The following is a 24279-nucleotide window of genomic DNA, read 5'->3' as shown; positions in this document are numbered from 1 at the left end:
CGGTCGGGTCGCGCATGTCGTCTATCCGGGGAAAACCCCGAGATAGCGTTCCAGCACTTCGGACAACAGCATCGTCGGAACCAGGAGGACCATGGTCATCGTCGCGACCGTCAACGTATGGTCGCCGAGCACCGTGCGCAGGATGCGGAAAAGCGCGAAGACGAGCGTCAGCAACAGCACCAGCCAGAGGATCGTCAGAAGACCCTTGAGGGCGGGCAGCAGCACCATCAGCACGATCAAGGCGGCATAGGCGTAGGAGACGGGAAGCGCGAGCCAGTTGGTGACCGTGACGACTGCGGCAAACCGCGGGCCGATCCCCAATGCCCAGGCAAGCAGGCCGGCGAGGACGACCGGCACCAGCCAGTTGGCCACCTCGACGAGCGCGAGGCGAAAGAAGAAGATCGGTCCCGTCTCCGTGCCGAGCGGCATGACGGCGAGATAGGCAGCCCGCCACCAGAGCCAGGAAACGAGAATGGCCGGTGCGGCCCAGGCCATGGCCCAGAAGGAGCGCAGGGCGCCGCGATCCGTGAGGTCGAGAAAACTGAAGCCTTTCGTGTCACGCTGGAAGAGCAGCCAGAGGCCGGTCAGGTAGAGCTTGACTTCCCTAAGCGTCGGCATTCGCAAACCATTGCTCGATGAAGGTCTGGTAGATCCGCGTGAGTGTCTCGAGATCTTCGACGGCCACCCTCTCATCCACCATGTGCATGGTTTGACCGACCAGGCCAAATTCCACGACCGGGCAGTAATCCTTGATGTAACGGGCATCCGAGGTGCCGCCGGTCGTTGAAAGCTGCGGCGTCTGTCCTGTCACCTGCTCGACGGCATCCGAAAGCGAAGAGATGAGGGCCTCGTTGCGGGTGAGGAAGACGTGGCTCGGACGTTCCGACCAGACGATGTCGTACTTCAGCGGCTGGCGCGCAGGCCTCAGCGTCGTATCTGCGGCGGCGGCATTGAGGCGTCGGATGATTTCTGCCTGCAGCGTCTCGGCCGTCCAGACGTCGTTGAAACGTATGTTGAAGCGTGCCGTGGCCTTCGCCGGAATGACGTTGGTCGCCGGATTGCCGACGTCGATCGTCGTCACTTCGAGGTTTGACGGCTGGAAATTATCCGTGCCGTGGTCGAAGGGCGGGTTCATCAACGCTTCGGCGAGACGGATGATGCCGCGAACGGGGTTGTCGGCGAGGTGCGGATAGGCGGCATGCCCCTGCACTCCGTGGACGGTGATCGTGCCGGACAGTGACCCGCGACGACCGATCTTGATCATGTCTCCGAGCTGGTCCGGGTTGGTCGGCTCGCCGACGAGGCAGGCATCCCAGTGCTCACCCTTTTCGGCGGCCCATTTGAGAAGCTTGATCGTTCCGTTGATCGCCGGACCCTCTTCGTCACCGGTGATCAGCAGGGAGATCGAGCCCTTGGGCGCGCCTTTCTCTTCTATGCTGCGGGCGAGCGCCGCAACGAAGCAGGCGATCCCGCCCTTCATGTCGACCGCACCGCGGCCGTAAAGTACGCCGTCGGCGATCTCGGCCGCAAACGGCGGATGGCTCCAGGCCGCCTCGTCACCAATCGGCACCACGTCGGTATGGCCGGCGAACATCAGATGTGGGCCGCTCGTGCCCACCCGCGCGTAGAGGTTCTCTATGTCGGGAGTATTTTCTTCGGACGCCGTCACGCGCGAGACGACAAAGCCCATCGGCTCCAGCATGGCTTGAAGCGCAGTCAGCGCACCGCCTTCGGCAGGCGTGACAGATGGACAACGGATGAGAGCCTGCAGGTTTTCAACGGGATTTGTGGCGGTCATGGTTCTGAATGTCGAGGATGGAAACCGGTCTGGGCGGCGGCATGCCGCAGGAGGAGTTCGCAAGGTGTAGCCGATCGTCCCCCAGCTGTCACCATGATGGCAGATGTGTCATTTCTGGGGCCGGTCGGTCGTCGGACCATAGGCGTTCGGGCCCTCTTCGGAAGGCCAGACGCACATCCAGAGCAGCAGCACGATCGACACCACCGGCACGAAGAGAGCAACGGCCAGCACGCCGGTGAAACCCATATCGTGCAGACGCTTGACGCTCAGCATGAGCCCGGACACCACCGAGGTCAGAAATACTCCGAAGAAGAGGATGCTCCAGAACGGCAAAACGCTTTCGTCGTCCTGATGCAGAACCAGCTTGGAGGTCGTATAGCCGTTGGCCATCATCCAGAACAGCCAGGAAAGGACGAAGACCTGCCGCCCGGCACGACCGGACGGACTGAAGAACAGCCATCCGATGCCTGGCGTGCGAACAGTGTCCTGCACGTCAGTCCCTGAGAAGCTCGTTGATGCCGGTCTTCGACCGGGTCTTGGCGTCGACGGTCTTGACGATCACCGCGCAATAGAGATTGGGCGCGGCCGCGCCGTTGCCCATCGTGCCCGAGGTCGGCATCGAGCCGGCCACCACCACCGAATAGGGCGGCACTTCGCCGTAGCTGATCTCGCCGGTCATGCGGTTGACGATGCGGGTCGACTTGCCGATGTAGACGCCCATGCCGAGCACCGAGCCCTCGCGGATGATGCAGCCTTCCACGACTTCCGAGCGCGCGCCGATGAAGCAATCGTCCTCGATGATGGTCGGCCCGGCCTGCAGCGGCTCGAGCACGCCGCCGATGCCGACGCCGCCGGACAGGTGAACGTTCTTGCCGATCTGGGCGCAGGAGCCGACCGTGGCCCAGCCGTCGACCATCGTGCCCTCGTCGACATAGGCGCCGAGATTGACGAAGGACGGCATCAGCACGACGTTCTTGCCGATGAACGAGCCGCGCCGGACGATCGAGCCGGGAACGGCGCGGAAGCCGGAACGTTCGAACTCGTTGGCGCTCCAGCCGGCGAACTTCGACGGTACCTTGTCCCACCAGACCGCGTCGCCGGGACCGCCTGCGACGATCTCCATGGGGTTCAGGCGGAAGGAGAGGAGAACAGCCTTCTTGAGCCACTGATGAACGGTCCAGGCGCCATCTTCGCCGCGTGATGCGACACGCAGCTTGCCGCTGTCGAGCAGATTGAGAGCGGTCTCCACTGCGTCGCGAACTTCGCCGCGCGTCGACGTGTTTACAGTGTCACGGTTTTCGAAGGCGGCTTCAACGATGCTCTCGAGCTGGCTGATATCCATGGCGGTCATCTGAATTCCTTAAACTTCGTTGTCTATCGTTTACCCCGGAAATTTCCGGATTCGCGATCGGAAACTGGCGTTCTGCTGTAGCGCATTCGCCGGGGGTTGAAAACAGCCGCCCGCGACCTCCGCGGTCGTTTCCGGCAGAGAAAGGCAGTGAAAATGGCGAAGCTAGAGAATGGTCCGAGACAGCGTAGCGGTGGAATCTGGGATCCTCTGAAAGACAGCACGACCGACCGCAAGGTGGCCGCCGGCGTACCGCGGACGCCGCAGTCGGAATCCCCATCCTACCGTCTCGCCTATATCGACGACGATTTCCTCTGCCGTGACGAACTCCGGCCCGTTCGCCTGCAACTCGAGCTGTTGAAGGTCGAGATGATATTGGCTGAGCGCGGGATCAAGTCGACGATCGTCATGTTCGGCGGAGCTCGCATCCCGGCCCCCGGGGCCAGTGCGTGGGCTGCGCGCAACGAGACACAGCGTGCCAATCTCGAGGCGGCTTCCGTGTTCTACGAGGAGGCGCGCAAGTTCGCCGGCCTCTGCGCGGAATACTCGGCACAACACGGCCATCAGGAATATGTCGTGATGACGGGCGGAGGCCCCGGCGTCATGGAGGCGGGCAATCGCGGAGCGGCAGAGGCCGGTGCTCCCTCGATCGGCCTCAACATCGTCCTGCCGCACGAGCAGGCACCGAACGCCTTCGTCACGCCGGAACTCAGCTTCAACTTTCACTATTTCGCGATCCGGAAGATGCACTTCCTGATGCGCGCCAAGGCGATCGCCATCTTCCCGGGCGGTTTCGGGACGATGGACGAGTTCTTCGAGGCGGTAACCCTGATCCAGACCAAACGCATGGCGCCGATTCCCCTCATCCTGTTCGGCGAGGCTTTCTGGCGAAGGATCATCGATTTCGACGCGCTCGCGGAATTCGGCACGATCGCCCCCGAGGACGTCGAATTGCTGAATTTCGTGGAAACGGCGGAGCAGGCCTGGAAGGTCATTGCCGATCACTACGAACATTGACGCGAAAGGCCCGCGGCAATGCCGCGGGCCTTTGCTCTTCCAACGGGCGGATGCCTTTTGGATCAGAAGGAGCCGCGCTTCGGCATGTCGTCGGCGGAGAGTACGCCGTCGCCATTGCGGTCCATCCGGGTGAAGAGCTTGTCGCCCGCCACGGACGCCTCTTCACGGCTGATCTGGCCGTTCTCGTCGGCGTCGGCCATGCGCATTCCGCCGAAACGTCCGCCAGGCCCCATGCCCTGCCGCTGCCCATCCTCGTTCATGGCGCGGTCGCCATGGTGCTTTTTCCAGCCCATCATGCCCATCTGACGACCGGTTCCGTCCTGCGGTCCCATGCCGGCGCCCGCACCCTTCCCATCGGCAGGCGCGCTTGCGCGCATGGCTTCGCGGTGGGCGCGAAGTTCGCCGGGGGTCAAGACGCCGTCCTTGTCAGTGTCGATTTCTCCGAACAGCCTCTCCTGGCCCGCCTTGGCTTCGTCCTTGGAGATCTTGCCGTCCTTGTTTTCGTCGAACTGCTGCAGCATGTGGACGAAGCGGGCTTCCGGACCGCGTGCTCCGCCCATCTCCTCGTGGGCGAAAGCCGCCGCCGATGTGCCGACGACAAGCGTGGCAGCGAGGGCGGTGAGCGTGAGTGTTTTCCTGTTCATGAGCATTCCTTTCAGCGTCTTCTGATGAAGGAAAGCTACGGCTTCCTGCGGCGCCATCCCACTTAAACTTCGGTAAGGCTGCATGAACTTTTGGTAATATGCGTAGAAGATCAGTCGCTTGTGCCGACTATCGTCTGAAGGAAGCCGGCAAGATCGTCAGTCACGTAGTCTATGCAGTCCGGCTCGTCGGCATTCTCCGCCAGCTCCCACGTTTCCAGCACGGTCGTACCGAGATTGCGTGGAACGAGGAGAACGGTCTTCATTCCGAGCGAGCGGGGAATCGCAAGATTGCGGGGCAGGTCCTCGAACATCGCTGCGCGTCCGGTATCGACCCGGTTGAGGGTCGCGAACTTGTCGTAGGTGCTGCCGGCGGGCTTCGGGACGTAATCGGCAGCGACGATATCGAAGATATCATCAAAATTTTCGAGAATTCCAAGCGCCCGAGCGGCTGCCTCCGCGTGTTTCACCGTTCCGTTGGTGAATATGAACTTGCGGCCGGGAAGGGCCCTGATCGCGGTCCCTAGCGCAGGGTCTGGCAGGATCGCCGAATAGTCGATCGCATGGGCTCTTTCGAGGAAGTCATTCGGGTCGACCCCATGGTGGAGCATCAGGCCCGCAAGCGTCGTGCCGTGATCGCGATAGTACTGCTTCTGCAGCACTCTTGCGGCGTCCGGTTCGAGTTGCAGTAGTTCCGCCACATAGGCCGTCATGTTGCGGTCGATCTGCGCGAACAGGTTGACATGGTGCGGATAGAGGGTGTTGTCGAGGTCGAAGACCCAGTCGCGCACATGCGCGAAATCGGCCATGTCGGGATGTGTGGGGGGTGTGGTCATGGGTTTAGCTGTGACATGGATCGCCGCAAAAATAAACGCCGGCGTACCGCTTTTCCTTCCGGGCATATGGCGACCTTGCATGCCCCGTGCTAACGCGGTCGCCATGGAATTCTGGGCCGCCGTCACAATCACCAGCGCATTCCTTCAGAATGTGCGTTCCGCATTACAGAAACACCTCAAGGGGCGAATGGGTACGACCGGGGCAACCTTCGTGCGCTTCGGCTTCGGCGTGCCTTTCGCGCTTGTCTATCTCGGCATCCTGCACTTCGGTCTTGGGCGGCCGCTTCCGGCCCCGAACGCCGGATTCTGGTTCTGGGCGGTCGTCGGGGCCTTCGCGCAAATTGCCGCGACCTTCCTGCTCGTACACCTGTTTTCCTTCCGGAACTTTGCCGTCGGAACTGCCTATTCGCGAACGGAACCGGCGCAGGCGGCGTTGCTCGCACTCGTCTTCTTCGGCGAACGGATTTCCGGGTCGGTGATGATCGCGATCGCCGTCTCCGTGGTCGGCGTCGTGCTGATTTCCGTTGCGCGGACGGAACTTGCCGCACGAACGCTCCTACGTGCGGTCGTCAGCCGAACCGCTTTGGTGGGGCTTCTTTCCGGTCTCTTCTTCGGCGTTTCCGGCATTGCTTATCGCGCCGCCTCGTTGTCGCTCGCGCCCAGCCTGCCGGCGCCGGACTCGATGATGCAGGCGGGCTATACGCTGGTGATGGTCATCCTGATGCAGGCGTTCTCCATGTTTGTCTGGATGGCCTTGCGCGATCGCGAAGAACTGCGCCGGGTCGGGAAGGCAGCACCGGTCGCGCTTCTGGTCGGCTTCGTCGGCGCCACCGCCTCCTTCGGATGGTTCACGGCCATGACGCTGCAGCAGGTCGCCGTGGTCAAGGCGCTGGCGCAGATCGAGATGCTGTTCACCTTCGCCTCGTCGGTATTCATCTTCCGGGAGCGGATCACCGTTCTCGAATTCGCCGGATGCCTGTTCGTCGTCCTCGGCGTGCTGATCCTCGTCCTCGGCTGACGTATCTCCGCCGGTTTCGGGTTGTCAGTCGTTTACACGCTTCCTAAATTGTTTCGGCAACCGGGGACGGATCGATGGCCACCACGGAACCGCTTCTTGCCGAATGGTTCGAGACGCCGCTTGGCGACATGGTCGCGGCAGCGGACAGCACCGACCTGCGCTTTCTCGAATTTCGGGAGGCGACGGGACGTGAAACGACGCTCGCTTCGCTGGAGGCGAAGTCACGTCGGCCGGTGGTTTGCGGACGTAATCGGCTGATCGACCAGATCCGCGCCGAACTCGAGGATTACTTTGCCGGCAAGTCGGCATCGTTCCGCACGCCGCTCGCGCCGGAAGGTTCGGAGTTCGAGAAGAACGTGTGGGACGAGCTTCTCAAAGTGCCGCTCGGCGAGACCTGCTCCTATGGAGACATCGCCCGCGCGGTCGGCGGCATGGAAACGGTGCGCGCCGTCGGAAAGGCGAACGGAGCCAACCCTATCGCAATCGTCATACCCTGCCACCGCTGCATAGGGGCCGACGGCTCCCTGACCGGATACGGTGGTGGGCTATGGCGCAAGAAATGGCTCCTGCGCCACGAGGGACAGATGCGGCCGATCGGCCTCTTCGCCCTGGGCGATCCTCAATAGGGCCGCGGATCAGGGAACGATCAACGTTCCCGCGCCACCTTCCGTAAAGATCTCGAGCAGCACCGAGTGAGCCGTCTTGCCGTTCAGGATGACGACACCCTGCACGCCGGCATTGATCGCGTCGATGCAGGTCTCGACCTTCGGGATCATACCGCCGGAAATCGTGCCGTCCTTGATGAGCGCGCGCGCCTCGGCGACCGATAGCTCCTTGATGAGCTCGCCATTCCCGTTGAGCACGCCCGGAACGTCCGTGAGGAAGAGGAGACGCGTGGCGCGCAGCGCCCCGGCGATGGCTCCGGCGAACGTGTCGGCGTTGATATTGTAGGTGTGGCCGTCGCGGCCGGGCGCTACCGGTGCGATGACAGGGATCATCTCCGATTTGGCAAGCAGGTCGAGCAGGGTGCGGTCGACTTCCACCACCTCGCCGACGAAGCCGAGGTCGAGAACGCGCTCGATATTGGAATCGGGGTCAGTCACCGTCTTCTTCGCCTTCTCGGCGAAAACCATGTTGCCGTCCTTGCCGCAAAGCCCGATGGCCCATTCGCCGGTCTGGTTGATGAGGGCGACGATCTCCTTGTTGATCGAGCCTGCCAGCACCATTTCGACGATCTCGACCGTCTTCTGGTCGGTGACGCGCAGTCCGCCTTCGAAGCGCGATTCGATGCCCATCTTGTTCAGCATGGCGCCGATCTGCGGCCCGCCGCCATGGACCACGATCGGGTTGACGCCCGACTGCTTCAACAGGGCGATATCCGCGGCGAATGCCTTGCCGAGCTCGGGATTGCCCATGGCGTGGCCGCCGTATTTCACGACGATCGTCTTGTTTTCATAGCGCTGCATGAAGGGCAGCGCCTGGGCGAGGAGGCGTGCCTGGATTTCGCTGTCGGAGGCGGTCATGGGACATCCTTTTTGTTGGATCGCGGCCTTGTAGCGCAAGTTCGGGTCCGAGGGAATAATCGCGCGAAAAACTTGGAGCCGGCAGGCGATGCAGACACCGGCCCGCGTGGCGCGGCGGTGCAAGGTGGCAAACCGATTGACAGCCACGGCGAAGAATTGGATTCTTCAACGTGCCAGGTAGCGCTTGCGGCCGTGCGTGTTTCGCCTGCGACCGAATGTGGCGCGGCACGCGGCTCGTGCCATATGGCATGTCAACCCGAGAACCGATGGATCGATGACGACGCCCGATCAGAGCAAAGGAGACCGATCCCGCGACGAAGTCCTTGCCGGCGAGTACGTCCTCGGGGTGCTCGCGGCCGATGAACGTGCGAAGGTCGAGGAGCGGCTGCGTCACGACCGACCCTTCGCGGCGGTGGTTCGCCGCTGGGAGCGCAACCTGTCCCGTATCGATGAGGGATATGGTGCGGAGGGAAGACGTGCCCCGACCGTTTTTCCGCGTTTCGATGGGTCTGCAACGCTCGCAGATCTTTCGTTTTCAGGGTTTGCCGCGAGTCTCTGGAACTCTCTGAGCTTGTGGCGTTCGCTGGCCTTGGCAGGTTTCGCAGCGTTCGCCGCGTTTGTTACGGCAAGCGCAGGCCTCTGGCCGTTTCAGGCGCCGGAGAACACCCTTGTCGCGGAGATGACGGGATCGAACGAGGCTACGGGCTTGTCTGCGCGTTACGACCGCATGACCGGGAAGATCAGGCTCGCACCGGCGGCGCGTACGACGACGGCGCCGAAGTCGCTGGAGCTCTGGCTGATGGGAAGCGGGGATCAGGCGGTTTCCCTCGGTGTTCTGCCGGCGGATGGTGGCGGTGATGTCCTCGTGCCGGTCAAACTACGCGATCAGCTCGTTGAAAAGGCCGTGCTTGCGGTCAGCATGGAACCTTACGGCGGTTCGCTGACCGGCAAGATGACAGGGCCGATGATCGCAAAGGGCGTAATTCACAGCCGGCCCTGAGGGGGAGAAGCTGCTGTTTGCCATCTCAGCCGCGGCGGCCGATGGTATTGAGGATGGCCGAACGCAAGTCGTCCAGACCGCTTCCCTTTTCCGAAGACGTCGCCAGCACTTCCGGGTATGCGGCCGGCCGCTTGCGGATTTTCTCCACGGTTTCGGCGATCAGACGCGGGACGCCCGCCTGCTTGATCTTGTCGATCTTTGTAAGCACGATCTGGTAGGAGACCGCCGCTTTGTCGAGAAGGTCGAGCACCTCGTCGTCGTTCTTCTTGATGCCGTGCCGGGCGTCGATCAGCACATAGACTCGCTTCAGCGTCGAGCGGCCGCGCAGATAGTCGAAGACGAGCTTGGTCCAGGCGTCGACCTGTTCCTTCGGGGCCTGCGCGTAGCCGTAGCCCGGCATGTCGACCAATGCCATCGGAGGCAGGTCACCCGCCTCGCCGCTGTAGCCGTCCGGAACGAAGTAGTTGAGCTCCTGGGTCCGACCGGGCGTGTTCGACGTCCGAGCCAGCCCCTTCTGCCCTACAAGCGCGTTGATCAACGACGACTTGCCGACGTTCGAGCGCCCGGCGAAGGCGATCTCCAGCGGACCTTCCGGCGGCAGGAATTTCATCGACGGGACGCCGCGAATGAAGATCCACGGATTGCCGAAGAGCGGCTTTTCGTTTGTCGCGGTGTTCTCGGCCATGGCTTCCGTCTTCGTCTCTCGTTCGTAGCGGACTGGCTTCCGGGTTTTGGCCTGGGATGTCAAGAAGAAAGGCTATCCTGGATCAGTGCCGGTCCGCCTGCTGCCTGCGGAATTCTGCGCCGAGATAGGTGATGAGCGCGGCGAGGATGACCAGCCCGCCCCAGATGGCGCGCTCGCTCGGTATTTCGCCGTGAATGACCGCAACCCAGACCGGGGCGAGCATCATTTCGCCCGTGCCGAGCAGGGCGGCGAGCGCCGAGGGGATCAGCCGTGCGCCGGTGACGAAGAGCGCCATTCCGAGGCCGAGATTGAATGTCCCGAACACGAAGAGCAGTGCGAGCTGGTCGAGCGGAACGAGCAGCGTGCCTGCCTGCGTCGCCGCGACTGCACAGGCGACAAGCGCCCCGAGAGACGCGGCCGGCGTCATGCGGACATTGGTGTACCGGCGGGTGATCACGGTTGTCGCGGCGAAGACGATGGCGATCGTCAGGGCCAGCGCATCCCCGATCGGCGAGACGGCCCCGGTAAATGAACCGGAGACCATGATGGCGACGCCGGCGATGACCGCCGCGATGGCACTCCAAGTCAGTGTCGTGATTCTCTCACCGAAGAAAAGCCGGCTCATCAGCGCGGCGAAGAGCGGCACGCCTGCCTGCAGGAGCACGACATTGGCGACGGTGGTGTAGCCGATCGCGATGATGAAGCAGGTCGTCGCGGTGGCAAATGTGCCCGCAACCACAAAGCCCGGCCAACCCATGTTGCGATAGAGGGCGACGGTGCCTCGCGGTCCGTCGCGCAGCACCATGAAGACAATCAGGAAGACAGCGGCAAAGAAGTTGCGCCAAAAGACGATAGTCCAGCTGTCGGTCACATCGAGAAAGCGGGCTATGGCGCCCCCGAAACTCCAGAAGAATGCCGATCCGAACACCAGGAGCGCGCCGACACGCTCCTTGCGGATATCGTTGACGGCAGTATCCGGGGAAAGCGTGTTGAGGCTCATATCGATCTCGGGTGCGTGTACAAAAAAACTCCGGAGGGAGCTCCGGAGTTTCTTGGTGTCTTACTTGGTTGGCTGTGGTTTTCGCCGGAACAGCGATTTCAGGTTGTTGAAGAGTTCGATCTTCACGCCGTGGCGTTTCATGATGATCGACTGCTGAAGGATCGACAGTGTGTTGTTCCAGGCCCAGTAGATCACCAGTCCGGCGGGGAAGCTCCCGAGCATGAAGGTGAAAACGAGCGGCATCCAGTTGAACAGCATGGCCTGGGTCGGATCGGGCGGCGTCGGGTTCATGCGCATCTGCAGGAACATCGTGATGCCCATGATGATCGGCCAGATGCCGAGATGCAGGAACGTCGGCGCGTCGAACGGCAGAAGCCCGAAGAGATTGACGAAAGTCGTCGGATCGGGAGCCGAAAGGTCGCGGATCCAGCCGAAGAAAGGCGCGTGCCGCATCTCGATCGTGACGTAGATGACCTTGTAGAGTGCGAAGAAGACCGGGATCTGCAGCAGTACCGGCCAGCAACCGGCCACCGGATTGATCTTCTCCGTTTTGTAGAGCTCCATCGTCGCCTGCTGCAGGCCCATCCGGTCGTCGCCGAACTTGGCCTTGAGCTCTTCCATCTTCGGCTGCATGCGCTTCATGTTGGCCATGGAAGCATACTGCTTGCTGGCGAGCGGGAAGAAGAGAAGCTTCACCACGATCGTCGTCAGCAGGATCGCGACACCGAAATTCCCGACCAGGCGGAAGAAGAAGTCCATCAGCTGGAACATCGGCTTGGTGAAGAACCAGAACCAGCCCCAGTCGATCAGGAGGTCAAATCGGGGGACCTGATAGCTCTGTACATCGGCGGAATCGCCGCCGCGCAGACTGGAGAAGAGTGTTCCGAACCAGGAATCGTCGAGTGCATAACCGTTGACCACGCGCACTTCCTTGGCGCCGGCGAAAACCAGCGTCTTGAGGCTGGTTTCCTGCCCGGGGGCGACGGTGACGGCGTCATTCTTGAAGTCGGCCTGATAACGCGGCTGGCCATCAGAAAAGTGCGAGAAGCGGGAGTCGTAGGCGATCGACTGCGGCGGCACGAGAGCCGCTGCCCAATACTTGTCGGTGATGCCGATCCAACCGCCGGTTGCCTTGTCGTTCGTGACGCCTTCTTTTTCGACGTTGCCGTACTTCTCTTCGATAAGGCTGCCATTCGCGCCGATCACGCCGAGAAAGCCCTCGTGCAGCACGTAGACAGAAGGGGTTGTCGGCTTGTTGTAACGGGTGATGCGGCCGTAGGGCGCAACCGAGGCGGCCGTTGCGCTGCCGTTCTTGATCGCGTCCTCGACCGTCAGCATGTAATGCTTGTCGACGGAGATTTTACGGGTGAAGGTCAGACCTGCCTCATTGGTGAAGGAGAGCGTGACCGGCGTCGCCTGGGTCAGCTTGTCGCCCTCGGCCAGTGTCCAGACGGTCGACGGTCCGGGAGCCGTGCCAGCGCCTTCGCCGGCAATGTAGCCGAGTTCGGCGAAGTAACCGTCTTTCGTGTCGGCCGGGCTGAAGAGAGTGATGATCGGGCTCTGCGGATCGACGGTTTCGCGGTATTCCTTGAGCTTGAGGTCGTCGAAACGGGCGCCGGTCAGATTGATCGAGCCGGAAAGTGCAGGTGTGTCGATCGCGACGCGGGCTGTCTTGGCGATGGCTTCCTCGCGGGTAGCAGTCGCGCCAGCCTGGCCGGACGCCGGCAGGGCGCCGGAAACCTGGGCTCCCGCCGATGGCTTTTCCGCCGGGCTTTCGCTTCCGGCCGGGGCCGTCTTCGCCTGTTCGGCGATGCGTGCCTGCTCCTGACGCTGTGCCTCGATCTTCGGATTCATATAGAAGAATTGCCAGGCGAGCACGATCAGCACGGACAGGGCAATCGCGATGAAGTAATTGCGTTTGTTTTCCATCACACTTTCCTGGAACGGGTCTGGGAAGACCGCTTGTGTTTCGGCCTGGCTTCGATCCGTTCGGCCAGTTCTTCCGTGAGCTCTTCAAAGGACGCCGACAGTACGTCCCGCCGGGCGACAACCACATAGTCATGTCCCGCCTGCATTGCAAACCCCGCCTTCACGCGCACAGCCTCCTTGAGGCGGCGGCGCATACGGTTGCGCTCGACGGCATTGCCATGTTTCTTGGTGACTGTGAAGCCGACTCTCGGCTCGCCCTCGGGCTCATTGCGATCGAGCACTTCGAGGAGAAAAAGGCCGCCGCGGCGCTTCTCGCCTTCGCGGACAGCAAGAAACTGCGGCCGGCTCTTCAGCCGCCCGACAGTTTTTGTTGGTTCATCAGACGTCATTCGCCCGTTTCCTGGGATCGGGCACGTCCGGCCTTAAGCCGAAAGACGCTTGCGACCGCGAGCGCGGCGTGCGGCGAGAACCTTGCGGCCGCCGTTGGTGGCCATACGCGCACGGAAACCGTGGCGACGCTTGCGAACAAGCTTGGAAGGTTGGTAGGTACGCTTCATTTATTTAATACCGCGGTGTGCGGCCCTTCTTGGGTTTGCATTTCTGCAAGAGCGTTGGAGTTTCGCACGGCGGATCTGCCGCGTGAGCGGGCAAGTATCTCCGGGCGTGCGGGGGGCTTATACGGGCGAAGACCCCGAGAGTCAATCGGTTGCGCGGTTGCCGCGTAGCTTGGTGCGAGCCTCCGGCAGGATCGGCTTTTCTTGCAGCCCCAGGTAAATGCACCGGCCGGACGCCATCAAGGGATGTAGATAATTGCTGCACCAAAAATAGAACTGAAATTTCAACTTCCTCTTGCATCCTGAGGAAGAAGTACGTCTTCGCACCCGCACAATAGGCGCGAAAGACTTCATTAATGCCGCGTGTATAAAATCCCCATAATTCGATGGGTTTTCGCCCAGAATTATTGGAGAGGAGTTATATTCGTGAAAATTGGCGGCAAGATTTATTCTCTTGTGGGCATGCTGGGTTCCGCAGCTGTCGTCATCGGGGTAATAGGCGTCTACGTCACCAACCAGTATGCCCAAAGGGCAGAAGCGTTGCGTACCGTTTCCGAACGAGTCTACCTCGGGGAGCATATGAACAGGGTGGTGACGGCGGTGGTCATGGAAGCGCGTGGGATCTACGCCGCTCCGACGACCGAGAAGGCGGGTTCCTTTGCGAAAGGGCTCCTCAAGAATCTCGACGAGATCGACGGTGTGATTGCCGCCTGGAAGCCGCTCGTTCCGGCCGAACAGCAGGCCGCGTTCGACGCGATGGTCGGAAAGGCAGCAGAATTCCGCACGTTCCGTACCGAGACCGCGCGTCTCGGCACGAAGGTTGAGCCGAAGGCGGCCAACGAACAGGGCAACAACGAGGCTAACCGCGCCAACCGGAAGGCATTCCAGGCCGATATCGATGCGGTCGTCGAACAGGACAAGGCCGCGCTTCAGGAAATCACGGCATCGCTCAAGTCGTTTCAGACCTTCATGCTGATGCTGATCGCGGGGGTCACGTTCGTGGCTGTCGCCGGTGGCGCCGGTTTCGGCATGTTCGTCGCCGTCAATCAGCTCAGCCGACCGATCCGAAATGTCACGAACGCCATGAAGAAGATCTCCGATGGAGACTACGGCGTCGACATTCCTTATGCCGGGCGTGCGGACGAGATCGGTGAGATGGCGGCCGCGGTCGAAATCTTCAAGCAGAACGGACTTGCGGTCCAGCGCCTCAACGCGCAGGAAGCGGCCATGCGGGCGAAGAGCGACGACCTGCAGTCCAGCATGTCGGTGGTGGTGGCCGCTGCGGCCGACGGCGATTTCGGCCGGCGGATCGAAAAGCGCTACGACGATGCCAATCTCGATCGTTTCGCGGCCAATATCAACGCGCTTCTGACGGCGGTCGACGCCGGCGTCGCGGAGACGCGCCGCGTGGTGGCGAGCCTGTCGGCAGGGGATCTGACTCAGAGCATGCATGGTGACTTCCGGGGCGCCTTCGCCGAGCTGCAGGTGAACGTCAACGCCACCGTCGACCGGTTGCGGCAGATGATGATCGACATCCGCGGCAAGACCGACCTCATCGACGGCAATGCCGATGAGCTCATGTCGGCCACCAACGATCTCGCCAAGCGTACGGAACAGCAGGCCGCCGCTCTCGAGGAAACCTCCGCGGCTCTTGACGAGATCACAGTCGTCGTTCGTGGCTCGAGCGAAAGGGCCCAGGAAGCGAGCGCGATGGTCAGCGAAGCGACCCGCAGTGCCGCCCAGTCGGCGATGGTCGTCGGCGAGGCTGTCGAGGCGATGGGGCGCATTGAGCAGGCCTCCCGCGAGATCTCTCAGATCATCAACGTGATCGACGAGATCGCCTTCCAGACGAATCTGCTGGCGCTGAATGCTGGCGTCGAGGCGGCTCGCGCCGGAGAGGCGGGCAAGGGCTTTGCTGTCGTGGCCCAGGAGGTGCGCGAGCTTGCGCAGCGTTCGGCGAACGCCGCCAAGGATATCAAAGCGCTCATCACCAAGTCGGGCGAGGAAGTGTCCGGCGGCGTCAAGCTCGTCCAGAAGACCGGAGAGGCTCTCTCGGAGATTGAGAGCCGGGTGCTGAAGATCAACGACCATATCCATTCGATCGCGACCGCAGCGAAGGAGCAGTCGACCGGCCTGCAGGAGGTCAACACCGCCATCAACCAGATGGATCAGGTTACCCAGCAGAACGCCGCAATGGTCGAGGAAACCTCCGCAGCGACCCACAAGCTCTCGGAGGAGGCGGATGGCCTCGCCGCGCTTGTCGCTCACTTCCGTCTTGCAGACGGCGCAAGGGGGAGTGCGGCCCCCACGCCGCCGGTACATGCGCCGGCACCGGTTCGCATGCAGGCGGCCGCGTCGAGCGCCCCGCGCAAGCCCGTTGCCTCTCCGGCACGGCAAATGCAGGGGAGCGTCGCCCGCGCCTTCGGTGGCGGTGCGGCGGCGGTCGCCCAGGACGTCGACTGGGAAGAATTCTGATCGTCCCTAGAGCGTCGGATAACAAGTGTCATTGGGCCGCGGGCGTAGCTCGCGGCCCTTTCGTGCAGACATTGCAGCGATAGCGGGCCTCGTTCTTTCGGCACTGCTTATCTTTTTCTTCCTCTCGATCTATCCTATGTATGCACCCCGGGGCTTTCTACCGGCGGTAAGATCAGCGGCAAGGAGAAGCCGATGCCAGACGAAATGCGGACGGGACCTGACGAGGGCGCGCCGAAGCCGTGGATCGTTCCCGGCTTCTTTCAGGGACTGTCGGGCAAGCTCCTCTGGCTCACGATCATTTTTGTCTTGATTGCCGAGGTGCTGATCTTCGCGCCCTCGATCGCCACGATGCGCTTGCGCTGGCTGGAGGATAGACTGCGAACCGCGGCTGCCGCGGGCGTCGTGATCGACGGGCTGCAGCCTATCGAGTTGCCGCGGGCGCTGCAGGACGAGGCGCTGATGGCGACGGGCACCAAGGCGATCGTGCTGCGCAAGGACGGGACCTCGCGCCTTCTTGTCGTCGACAATATGCCACCGAAGGTCGATGCCCAGTTCGATCTGGCCAACGTCCATCCGCTCGGTTCGGTGAGCGATGCGCTCTACACGCTGTTCTTCGGCGGCGACCGTATCCTCCGCGTCTATGGACCCGTCGGCGAAAGCGACATCGAAATCGAGCTCGTCCTTTCCGAGGACAGTCTGCGCAAGGCGATGCTCTCCTTCGCGAGGTATCTCGTCACGGTCTCGCTGATTATTTCGGTGATTACCGGCGTCCTCATCTATCTCGCCATCAACCGGATGATGATCCGCCCGGTCCGACGTCTCACTTGCAGCATGCGAGAATTCACGGAGGACCCGGAAGATCCCACGCGTATTCTCGTGCCGGACAAGGGCGGCGACGAGCTCGCGGTCGCCTCCCGGCATCTCTCGATGATGCAGGAGCAGTTGCACCGAACCCTGAAGCAACAGAAGAACCTCGCCGATCTGGGGCTCGCCGTTTCCAAGATCAATCACGATATGCGCAATATTCTCGCATCGGCACAACTGATGTCCGACCGCCTCGCGGATGTCGAGGATCCGATGGTCAAGAGTTTCGCGCCGAAGCTCCTGCGCACGATCGACCGGGCGGTCGGTTATACGAGAGAAGTGCTGGCCTATGGCCAGGCGGCTGAGGCCGAGCCGCGCCGGCGGCGTATTCAGCTTGCCGTCCTCTGTCAGGAGGTGCGGGACATCCTCGCGATCGATCCGGAAAGCGGCATCGAATTCGTGGACATGGTGGCTGCCGACCTGGAGGTGGATGCTGACAGCGAACAGCTCTTCCGTGTGATCCACAATCTCTGCCGCAACGCGATCCAGGCGCTGGCGGGCTATGGAATAGGCGATCCCGACGTCGTCCGGCGGCTGACGCTCACGGCGCAGCGGGTCGGCAGTGTGGTTTCTATCACCATCGACGACACCGGCCCCGGCATGCCGCGCAAGGCGCGAGAAAATCTCTTCGCCGCTTTTCGCGGTGCCGCGCGATCCGGTGGAACGGGGCTCGGTCTGGCGATCGCCCGGGAACTCGTGCTGGCCCACGGCGGCACCATCGCACTTGTCGAGAAGCCCGGACCGGGCACGCTTTTCAGGATCGAGATCCCTGACCGGCCAGTGGCCCTCGACGACTGGCGGGCCCGGGCATGAGGCCGTATTTCATGCAAAAACAAACACATGGCAGGATTGTAATGCGAAAATGACGGATTTTTCTGAAATTCGCTTGCAATCCTCCGCGCCACGCTTTAGAGGATCGCCACGCAGCCGGTGACACGCCGGCACGGCACGCACCCGTAGCTCAGCTGGATAGAGCACCAGACTACGAATCTGGGGGTCAGGAGTTCGAATCTCTTCGGGTGCGCCATTTCTCTTTACCAGCGCCGCTATATCGCCATCATTTTCGCAGGAAGCGGAAAAAAATCGCGAGAGCGGGAGCCTATAGTCTTCTCCCACGCAGACATCTGAGCCCTTCGACGACGAGATCGCGCAAGAAGCGGTGTGCAGGGGCTTTGTCGCTGGCCGCATGCCACATCAGCATCAGCTTTGCAGGCGAAAGGCGGATTTCTTCCGGAAGCGGCCTGACGGACAGGTCGAAATGCTCGGCGAAACGTTCCGCCACCTGGGTGTGGACGGCGGCGATCATCGGCGCCTGGGAAACGATAGAAGGCACCGTCAGCAGATGGGGCGTTCGCAGAGCGATGTGCGGCCACACGTCCAGACGTCCCAACGCGTCGAGGATTGCGTCTCCGTCCGGTCCCTCGACCACCACCATCGGATAACGCCTGTAGTCATCAAGCGTCATCGCTTCACCGATGGCGACCAGGGCGGCATTGAAAACCGTATGATACCCTTCGTGATAGATCACGCGTTGCTTGTGGTAGCTTCTTCCCCCGGCGAAGGTGCCGATGGCGAGATCGAATACGCCCGTCTCCAGACCATCGGCGACATCGACCCCGTCTATGGGGATCAACTTGAGCGTGACGCCGGGCGCCTTTTCAAGCAGCAAGGCCGAGACTGCGGGAATGAGGATTGCTTCGGCGCTGTCGGTCACGCCAAGCCGAAAGGACATTTGCGCTGTTGAAGGATCAAACGGCAATTGCTCCTCAAACAGCATGCGTATCTTCCGCATGGTCGCGCGAAGCTCGACTTCGAGACTGACGGCTTTTTCCGTCGGCACCATGCCGCCCGCACTTCGCACCAGCAACTCGTCCCCCAGCAAGCGCCGAAGGCGCGCCAGATTATGGCTCATGGCAGGCTGACCGAGAGAAAGGCGCCGCGCCGCGCGCGACACGTTCTTTTCCTCCAGGAGGGCCTCCATCGAGATCAGCAAGTTGAGATCGATGTTTGAGATATCAGTCATGTCGATTTCCGTCATGTGCCAGATCGATTTGATTAATGAGGAGCATGGCGTAGTTTCAGGGTCAAGCATCGAATTTTCCCAAGGAGCTCGCCATGACCCTCACGCTGTCCCGTCGCACCCTTCTCAAAAGCGCCCCAGCCGCAATCGTCGGAACCACGTCTGCCGCTATCCTGTCCCATTCTGACCCGGCGCAGGCGACGTCCGCCGCCGAACCCGCAGCGCATCGCGACGTCTACGGGGACTGGAGCGCTGTCACATACCTTTCCCTGGAATGCCAGAAGCAGCGCACCGCCAATGAGCAGGCCGTGGGCGCCACCCCTTATGCGCCCTATCTCGACACGGATCTCTCGGTCCCCTCGGCGTCGGCGAAAGCCGTCCAGTTCGGACCGCTCGACCCCGGCGAGGTGCCCACGCCGAGCGCGCAGAACCTCAACCGTCTGATCGACCCGTCCTTCAAGACGAAAGACAACGGCTATGCGGTTCTTGATGGCCAGATGGCCTATGCGCAAAGCCGCATCGTCATGCCCGGCGTCACCACCGACATGTTCAAGTGGTGGTTTACCTGGCATCCCCTCGAAAAGGAGCGCTACATGCTCTGGTTCCCCCAGGCGCATATCGACACTAGCGTCGCCGACCCATCTCGCCTGAAGGATACATCGCTGAGCTACGAGAAGCGGCTGTTCAACAATCCCAATCGCATCCAGGAATGGATCGGACCCAGCCGTCTCGACGCCATCATCCATTTCTCCGAGCCGGCGGCGCTCGGCTTCGACGCCCAGGCCCTGGCGCGAGAAGGCTTCACCGCCAGCGCCAGTGCCGTGTGCTATGCGACGCCGGCGCCCGATATCCCGTTCACGCTGATGGTCCATATTGCCCGCGATACAAGTGCCGGCATGGAACTGCTGAGCCGATACTGGATCGGGGCCCATGCGGACATGTCGCGGTTCGCCAATGCGGAGAAGGCTCCGGCAATGCTGCAAAAGATTGGCTTCAACGAGCAGATTGCGGAAATGACGGCCTATGAAATGTCGGTTCACGACATGACCGAGTTCAACCATCTCGCGCGCATCCTGCCCGGCATTCATCACGCATTCGGGTAATGAGGAACGGGAGCCAACGTCGACCATAAGCGCCCGGATCAAAAGGAGGACTATAGCGTAGACATAGTTCTCATCATCACCCGGCGCGGCGCGCCATTCTTTCCTTGAAAACTCGAAGATCTTGCGAGCCGCGCGCTTGCCGTTGCGTGTTCACGCAAGCCGGCGTCGGCGCCCTTTCGTCCGCGGGCGAAACAGGTGCTGTTTCGCGAGCTCCGTGGCCGCCAGATACGCAGCGATGATCAGGATCGCCGCTCCCATCTGCGCCGTAGACAGTGGCACGAAATCGAACACCCCGGCCAGTGTTCCGAGATAGGGGATGGTGAGCGTCGCGCCGGAGACGGCGATCGTCGACCAGAGAAGCAGCGAGCTTGGTTTGCTTCGCCAGGCTGGCTTGCGGGTGCGCAGCACCAGAACGACGCCCAGTTCGGTCAGCAGCGAGATCATGAACCACGACGTCTGGAACGTCGCCTCGCTCGCGTGGAAGACGAAGAGCAGGGTGGCGAAGGTCAGCATGTCGAAACATGAGCTGATCAGCCCGAACACCACCATGAAGCGCTGGATGTCATGGATACTCCATCGCTGCGGCGTGGCGACCTGTTCCGGATCGGCATTGTCGCTCGAAATCGCGATCGACGGCATGTCGGAGAGGAAGTTGTTGAGCAGGATCTGCTTGGCCGAGAGCGGCAGGTACGGCAGCAGCGGTGTCGCGAGTGCCATGCTGACCATGTTGCCAAAATTGGCGCTGGTGGTGATCGCGATGTATTTCAACGTATTGGCAAAGGTCCGCCGGCCCTCCTCGATACCGGAGCGCAGCACGTCGAGGTCGCGATTGAGAAGGATGATGTCGGCGCTCTCGCGGGCGACGTCCACCGCCTGCTCCACCGAGATACCGACGTCGGCGACGTGCAGCGCCGGAGCGTCGTTGATGCCGTCGCCCAGGTAACCCACCGAGTGACCCGTCCGTTGCAGTGCGCGGATGATTCTTTCCTTCTGCTGCGGATCGACCTCGACGAAGAGGTCGGTGCGCGCGGCCAGATTCCACAGGGCTTCGTCGTTCAGTCTCGCGATCTCGTCGCCGGTCAGGATGCCGGCCGGGTTGAGGCCGACGACCTGCGCGACGTGAGCAGTGACGAAGCGGTTGTCGCCGCTGATGACCTTGATGCGTATGCCGAGTGCGGCGAGATCCTCGATCGTCTTCCTCGCCTCGGCCTTCGGCGGGTCCTCGAACACAAGGAAGCCGCGCAGCGTCATCCCGGCTTCGTCGTCGCGGGTATAATCTGCCTTCACGCCCGCCTCGCGGGTGGCAATCGCCAGCACGCGGTAGCCTTCGGCCCCTCGGGTCTTGGGGAAATCGGCCAGTTCATCCCGCAGATCGTCGTCCAGCGGGATCGTCGCGCCACTCCGCGAGACGGAGGTGCAGGCGGCGAGCACGTTGTCGAAGGCTCCTTTGGTGACGATCAGGCGCTGCGAAGAACCGGCAGGGCTTTCGACGACGATGGTCAGCCGCCGCCGGGTGAAATCATAAGGGATCTCGTCGATCTTCGAGTAGCCGGAGGTCGTCAGGTTCGTCCTTTCGCCTTTCGCGATGATCGCGGCATCGATCGGGTTCTCGATTCCCGTCTCGAAAGAGGCATTGAGGAAAGCAAACTGCAGAACCTCGTCGGAATGGCGACCATCGGCATCGACGGCGTCATGCAGTACGACCGTTCCCTCCGTCAGCGTGCCCGTCTTGTCGGTGCAGAAGATGTCCATGCTGCCGAAGTTCTCGATCGCTTCGAGCCGGCGAACGATGACGCCACGTTCGCTCATGGTCTTGGCGCCGGCAGAAAGTGTCACTGTGATGATCGCCGGCAGCAGTTCTGGCGAGAGGCCGACGGCAAGCGCGACGGCGAAGAGCAGCGATTCGGTCACGGGCCTGTCGAGCAGCAGATTGACGGTCAGTACGAAGAGTACGATCAGCACCATGACGCGGATCAGCAGGTAACCGAACCGGCGCACCCCACGGGCGAAGTCCGTCTCTCCGGGTCTCCCGCGGAGTCTTGCGGCGATGGCACCGAACTCACTTTGCCTCCCGGTTCTCACGGCAAGCACCCTCGCCGTGCCGCTGCGCACGGAGGCACCGAGGAAGACGGCATTGGTTCGCGCGGAGATCGGCACGTCGGCACCGACCTTTCCCGGCCGCTTCTCGACGGGGAAGGATTCGCCCGTCATTGCCGCTTCGCTGACCAGGAAGTCGGCAGCATCGAGCACGAGACCGTCGGCAGGGATCAGGTTGCCCGCCGAGAGCAGCACGATGTCGCCAGGGACGACCGAGGAGACCGGCACCATCTGCTCGATGCCGTCCCGCACGACGCGACAGGTGAGCGTCAGGCGACGTTTCAGTGCCGCGACCGCCTGCGAGGCCCGGTTCTCCTGATAGAAGCCGAGGAGGGAGCTTCCGAGCACGATCGCGACGACGATGGCGGCATCCACCCACTGCTGCAGGAGCATCGAGACCATCGCCGCAAAGACCAGGATTAGAACGAGCGGGCTTTCGAATTGGCGTAGCAGCAACCGGATGGTGCTGACCCTGGCGGTGTCCTCGATCGAATTCGACCCGATCTGCGCAAGTCTTTCCTCCACCTGCAATGTGGTGAGGCCGCCGGCGCCAGAGCCCAAAGCACCAGCCAACTCGTCGCCGTCTCTCGTCCAGTAGGGCCTGTCCTGTGCAGTGCTGCTCATCGGTCGCTCCGATCAGAACCGTCTTGCGGAACCATCGGTATCTCGATTCCCTTCTCGTCGGAAATTCAAGAGCCATACGGTGTCGGATCGGGGCGGGTTATTGTTGCGGTATGCGTTTTTCGCATGTCAGGTGCGCGTCGCATGCGACTGAAGAATGATTGCAACAGCGGCGTCCACGCCTTTAAGCCATCCGCAACTCATGGGACGAGACTGCCCGTCCCGCATCTGGACGAGGAGACATCATGCTGCGTGAACGGATCCGACATAAGCCGCTGCTCGATCGGGTCGTCAGCGCCGATGAAGCGGCAGCCCTCATCAAGGACGGCATGACGGTCGGCATGAGCGGGTTTACCCGAGCCGGCGAGGCGAAGGCAGTCCCGCTTGCGCTTGCCGAACGGGCGCGCAAGGACCCGCTGAAGATCACGCTGATGACCGGCGCCTCGCTCGGAAATGACCTCGACAAGACCCTCGCCGAAGCCCATGTGCTCGCCCGGCGCATGCCGTTCCAGTCGGACCCAGGCCTGCGCAAGGCCATCAATGCCGGCGAGGTCATGTTCATCGATCAGCATCTCTCGGAAACGGTCGAGCAGTTGCGGACAAATCAGATCCCTCCAGTCGACGTAGCAGTCGTCGAGGCGGTGGCCATCACCGAGCATGGCGGCATCGTACCGACGACGTCGGTCGGGAACTCCGCAAGCTTCGCGATCCTGGCCGACAAGGTGATCGTCGAGATCAACCTCTCGCAGCCAGTGACACTCGAGGGGCTGCACGACATCTATATCCCGACCCGTCGACCTGCCCGTATGCCGATCCCGGTCGTTACCCCGGAAAGCCGGGTCGGTCTGCCGTTCATTCCGGTACCGCCGGAGAAGATCGTCGCGATCGTGGTCTCGGAAAAGCACGACAGCTCGGCGACTATCCAGCCGCCGGATGACGACACCCGCGCGATCGCAGGCAATCTGACGGACTTCCTGTTGAACGAGGTGAAGCGGGGGCGGATGGGCTATGAGCTGCAACCGTTGCAGGCCGGCATCGGCACGATTGCCAATGCGGTGCTGCACGGCTTCGTCGATTCACCCTTCCATGACCTGAAGATGTATTCCGAGGTCCTGCAGGACTCGACCTTCGACTTGTTCGATGCCGGGAAGCTCGGCTTCGCCTCGGGGTCGTCGATTACGCTTTCCTCGGAGATGTATCGCAAGGTACTGCCGCGGCTTGCCGAGTACAAGCATCACCTGATCCTGCGGCCGCAGGAGATCAGCAATCATCCGGAAGTCATCCGGCGCCTCGGCCTCATCTGCATCAATACGGCGCTCGAATTCGACATCTATGGCAACGTCAATTCCACCCATGTCGGCGGCACCCACATGATGAACGGCATCGGTGGCTCGGGCGATTTCGCGCGAAACGGCTTCATGTCGATCTTCGTCACCAAGTCGATTGCCAAGAACGGCGCCATTTCAAGCGTGGTGCCGATGGTGAGCCACGTCGATCACACCGAGCACGACGTCGATGTGCTGGTGACGGAGGTGGGACTTGCCGATTTGCGCGGCCTTGCCCCGCGCGAGCGTGCGGAGGTGATCATCGCGAACTGCGTTCATCCGGAGTATCGAGACGTGCTTCGGGATTACTACCTTCGCGCCCGCCAGCGCGGCGGCCATACGCCGCACATCCTCGAGGAGGCATTCTCCTGGCATTTGGCATTGCGTGACCGCGGCACCATGCGCCCCGCCTGAGGGGCGCCGCA

General features: G+C 62.1%; 21 protein-coding genes, 1 tRNA gene and 1 pseudogene. 9 read left to right on the top strand and 14 right to left on the bottom strand.

Translation table 11 applies throughout. From position 1 onward, the window contains the following. Positions 1–21: 21 nt before the first annotated feature. The 4 genes from NHF53_RS01175 to dapD form a co-directional block, all read right to left on the bottom strand. On the bottom strand, positions 22–618 hold the full coding sequence (locus NHF53_RS01175) for a hypothetical protein (protein ID WP_252832774.1): 597 nt from the start codon (positions 616–618) through the stop codon (positions 22–24). Beyond that, positions 605–1798 carry a succinyl-diaminopimelate desuccinylase gene (dapE, locus tag NHF53_RS01170; RefSeq protein WP_252832773.1) on the bottom strand — a complete coding sequence of 398 codons (1194 nt, stop codon included), beginning with the start codon at positions 1796–1798 and terminating at the stop codon, positions 605–607. Before dapE ends, NHF53_RS01175 begins: the two co-directional genes overlap by 14 nt. 108 nt (positions 1799–1906) lie before the next feature. Then, positions 1907–2290, bottom strand: coding sequence for a DUF805 domain-containing protein (locus NHF53_RS01165; protein WP_114362374.1), 384 nt, complete (start codon positions 2288–2290; stop codon positions 1907–1909). Between the two features lies 1 nt (position 2291). Further along, a complete protein-coding gene (gene dapD / locus NHF53_RS01160; RefSeq protein ID WP_252832772.1) occupies positions 2292–3149 on the bottom strand; it encodes a 2,3,4,5-tetrahydropyridine-2,6-dicarboxylate N-succinyltransferase in 858 nt (285 codons plus the stop codon). 153 nt (positions 3150–3302) lie between these two features. Here dapD and NHF53_RS01155 point away from each other — a divergent pair, with 153 nt between their 5' ends. Next, positions 3303–4163, top strand: coding sequence for an LOG family protein (locus NHF53_RS01155; protein ID WP_114362376.1), 861 nt, complete (start codon positions 3303–3305; stop codon positions 4161–4163). A gap of 62 nt (positions 4164–4225) precedes the next feature. Here NHF53_RS01155 and NHF53_RS01150 read toward each other — a convergent pair whose 3' ends face one another. Next, positions 4226–4807: an EF-hand domain-containing protein gene (locus NHF53_RS01150; RefSeq protein WP_114362688.1), complete on the bottom strand. Its 582-nt coding sequence runs from the start codon at positions 4805–4807 to the stop codon at positions 4226–4228. Between the two features lie 110 nt (positions 4808–4917). Further along, the gene (locus NHF53_RS01145) at positions 4918–5640 is read right to left on the bottom strand and encodes a pyrimidine 5'-nucleotidase (protein ID WP_114362377.1); all 723 of its coding nucleotides are present in this window, start codon (positions 5638–5640) and stop codon (positions 4918–4920) included. Between the two features lie 79 nt (positions 5641–5719). Between NHF53_RS01145 and NHF53_RS01140 the strand changes: the two genes are divergently transcribed. Further along, positions 5720–6658 carry an EamA family transporter gene (locus NHF53_RS01140; RefSeq protein ID WP_374590979.1) on the top strand — a complete coding sequence of 313 codons (939 nt, stop codon included), beginning with the start codon at positions 5720–5722 and terminating at the stop codon, positions 6656–6658. Between the two features lie 92 nt (positions 6659–6750). After that, positions 6751–7284: pseudogene (locus tag NHF53_RS01135) on the top strand (methylated-DNA--[protein]-cysteine S-methyltransferase); the annotation flags it as partial. A 9-nt stretch (positions 7285–7293) separates the two neighbouring features. Here NHF53_RS01135 and argB read toward each other — a convergent pair. Next, the gene (argB, locus tag NHF53_RS01130) at positions 7294–8181 is read right to left on the bottom strand and encodes an acetylglutamate kinase (protein WP_114362380.1); all 888 of its coding nucleotides are present in this window, start codon (positions 8179–8181) and stop codon (positions 7294–7296) included. 274 nt (positions 8182–8455) lie between these two features. On the opposite strand from argB, the gene NHF53_RS01125 reads away from it, so the two are divergent. Further along, complete coding sequence (locus NHF53_RS01125; protein WP_252832771.1) at positions 8456–9181, top strand: anti-sigma factor domain-containing protein; 726 nt, start codon at positions 8456–8458, stop codon at positions 9179–9181. 25 nt (positions 9182–9206) lie between these two features. Here the strand turns inward: NHF53_RS01125 and yihA are convergent, their stop codons facing one another. The 5 genes from yihA to rpmH form a co-directional block, all read right to left on the bottom strand. Then, on the bottom strand, positions 9207–9866 hold the full coding sequence (gene yihA, locus NHF53_RS01120; protein WP_114362382.1) for a ribosome biogenesis GTP-binding protein YihA/YsxC: 660 nt from the start codon (positions 9864–9866) through the stop codon (positions 9207–9209). Between the two features lie 82 nt (positions 9867–9948). Next, positions 9949–10866, bottom strand: coding sequence for a DMT family transporter (locus tag NHF53_RS01115; protein WP_252832770.1), 918 nt, complete (start codon positions 10864–10866; stop codon positions 9949–9951). A gap of 60 nt (positions 10867–10926) precedes the next feature. Then, on the bottom strand, positions 10927–12795 hold the full coding sequence (yidC, locus tag NHF53_RS01110; RefSeq protein WP_252832769.1) for a membrane protein insertase YidC: 1869 nt from the start codon (positions 12793–12795) through the stop codon (positions 10927–10929). Further along, the gene (rnpA, locus tag NHF53_RS01105) at positions 12795–13184 is read right to left on the bottom strand and encodes a ribonuclease P protein component (RefSeq protein ID WP_114362385.1); all 390 of its coding nucleotides are present in this window, start codon (positions 13182–13184) and stop codon (positions 12795–12797) included. Before rnpA ends, yidC begins: the two co-directional genes overlap by 1 nt. A 33-nt stretch (positions 13185–13217) precedes the next feature. Further along, entirely contained in the window at positions 13218–13352 is a 135-nt protein-coding gene (gene rpmH / locus NHF53_RS01100; protein WP_078070738.1) for a 50S ribosomal protein L34, read from the bottom strand. A gap of 423 nt (positions 13353–13775) precedes the next feature. Here rpmH and NHF53_RS01095 point away from each other — a divergent pair, with 423 nt between their 5' ends. The 3 genes from NHF53_RS01095 to NHF53_RS01085 all read left to right on the top strand — a co-directional run bounded on the left by NHF53_RS01095 (position 13776) and on the right by NHF53_RS01085 (position 17715). Then, the gene (locus NHF53_RS01095; RefSeq protein WP_252832768.1) at positions 13776–15824 is read left to right on the top strand and encodes a methyl-accepting chemotaxis protein; all 2049 of its coding nucleotides are present in this window, start codon (positions 13776–13778) and stop codon (positions 15822–15824) included. Between the two features lie 192 nt (positions 15825–16016). After that, positions 16017–17501: an ATP-binding protein gene (locus NHF53_RS01090; protein WP_374590976.1), complete on the top strand. Its 1485-nt coding sequence runs from the start codon at positions 16017–16019 to the stop codon at positions 17499–17501. A gap of 137 nt (positions 17502–17638) precedes the next feature. Continuing rightward, positions 17639–17715 (top strand) — tRNA-Arg (locus tag NHF53_RS01085). A 72-nt stretch (positions 17716–17787) separates the two neighbouring features. On the opposite strand, the gene NHF53_RS01080 is transcribed toward NHF53_RS01085, so the two are convergent. Then, positions 17788–18780, bottom strand: coding sequence for a LysR family transcriptional regulator (locus NHF53_RS01080; protein WP_252832767.1), 993 nt, complete (start codon positions 18778–18780; stop codon positions 17788–17790). 23 nt (positions 18781–18803) lie between these two features. On the opposite strand from NHF53_RS01080, the gene NHF53_RS01075 reads away from it, so the two are divergent. Continuing rightward, positions 18804–19811: a DAPG hydrolase family protein gene (locus NHF53_RS01075; protein WP_252832766.1), complete on the top strand. Its 1008-nt coding sequence runs from the start codon at positions 18804–18806 to the stop codon at positions 19809–19811. 150 nt (positions 19812–19961) lie between these two features. On the opposite strand, the gene mgtA is transcribed toward NHF53_RS01075, so the two are convergent. Further along, positions 19962–22532, bottom strand: coding sequence for a magnesium-translocating P-type ATPase (gene mgtA / locus NHF53_RS01070; RefSeq protein ID WP_252832765.1), 2571 nt, complete (start codon positions 22530–22532; stop codon positions 19962–19964). A gap of 242 nt (positions 22533–22774) precedes the next feature. Here mgtA and NHF53_RS01065 point away from each other — a divergent pair, with 242 nt between their 5' ends. Further along, entirely contained in the window at positions 22775–24268 is a 1494-nt protein-coding gene (locus NHF53_RS01065; RefSeq protein WP_252832764.1) for an acetyl-CoA hydrolase/transferase family protein, read from the top strand. Positions 24269–24279: the final 11 nt, after the last annotated feature.

The organism is Ciceribacter sp. RN22 (assembly GCF_024054295.1).
Classification (GTDB): domain Bacteria; phylum Pseudomonadota; class Alphaproteobacteria; order Rhizobiales; family Rhizobiaceae; genus Allorhizobium; species Allorhizobium lividum.
Note: the sequence above shows the minus strand (reverse complement) of the source record. Positions and strands in the feature narration are given on the sequence as shown.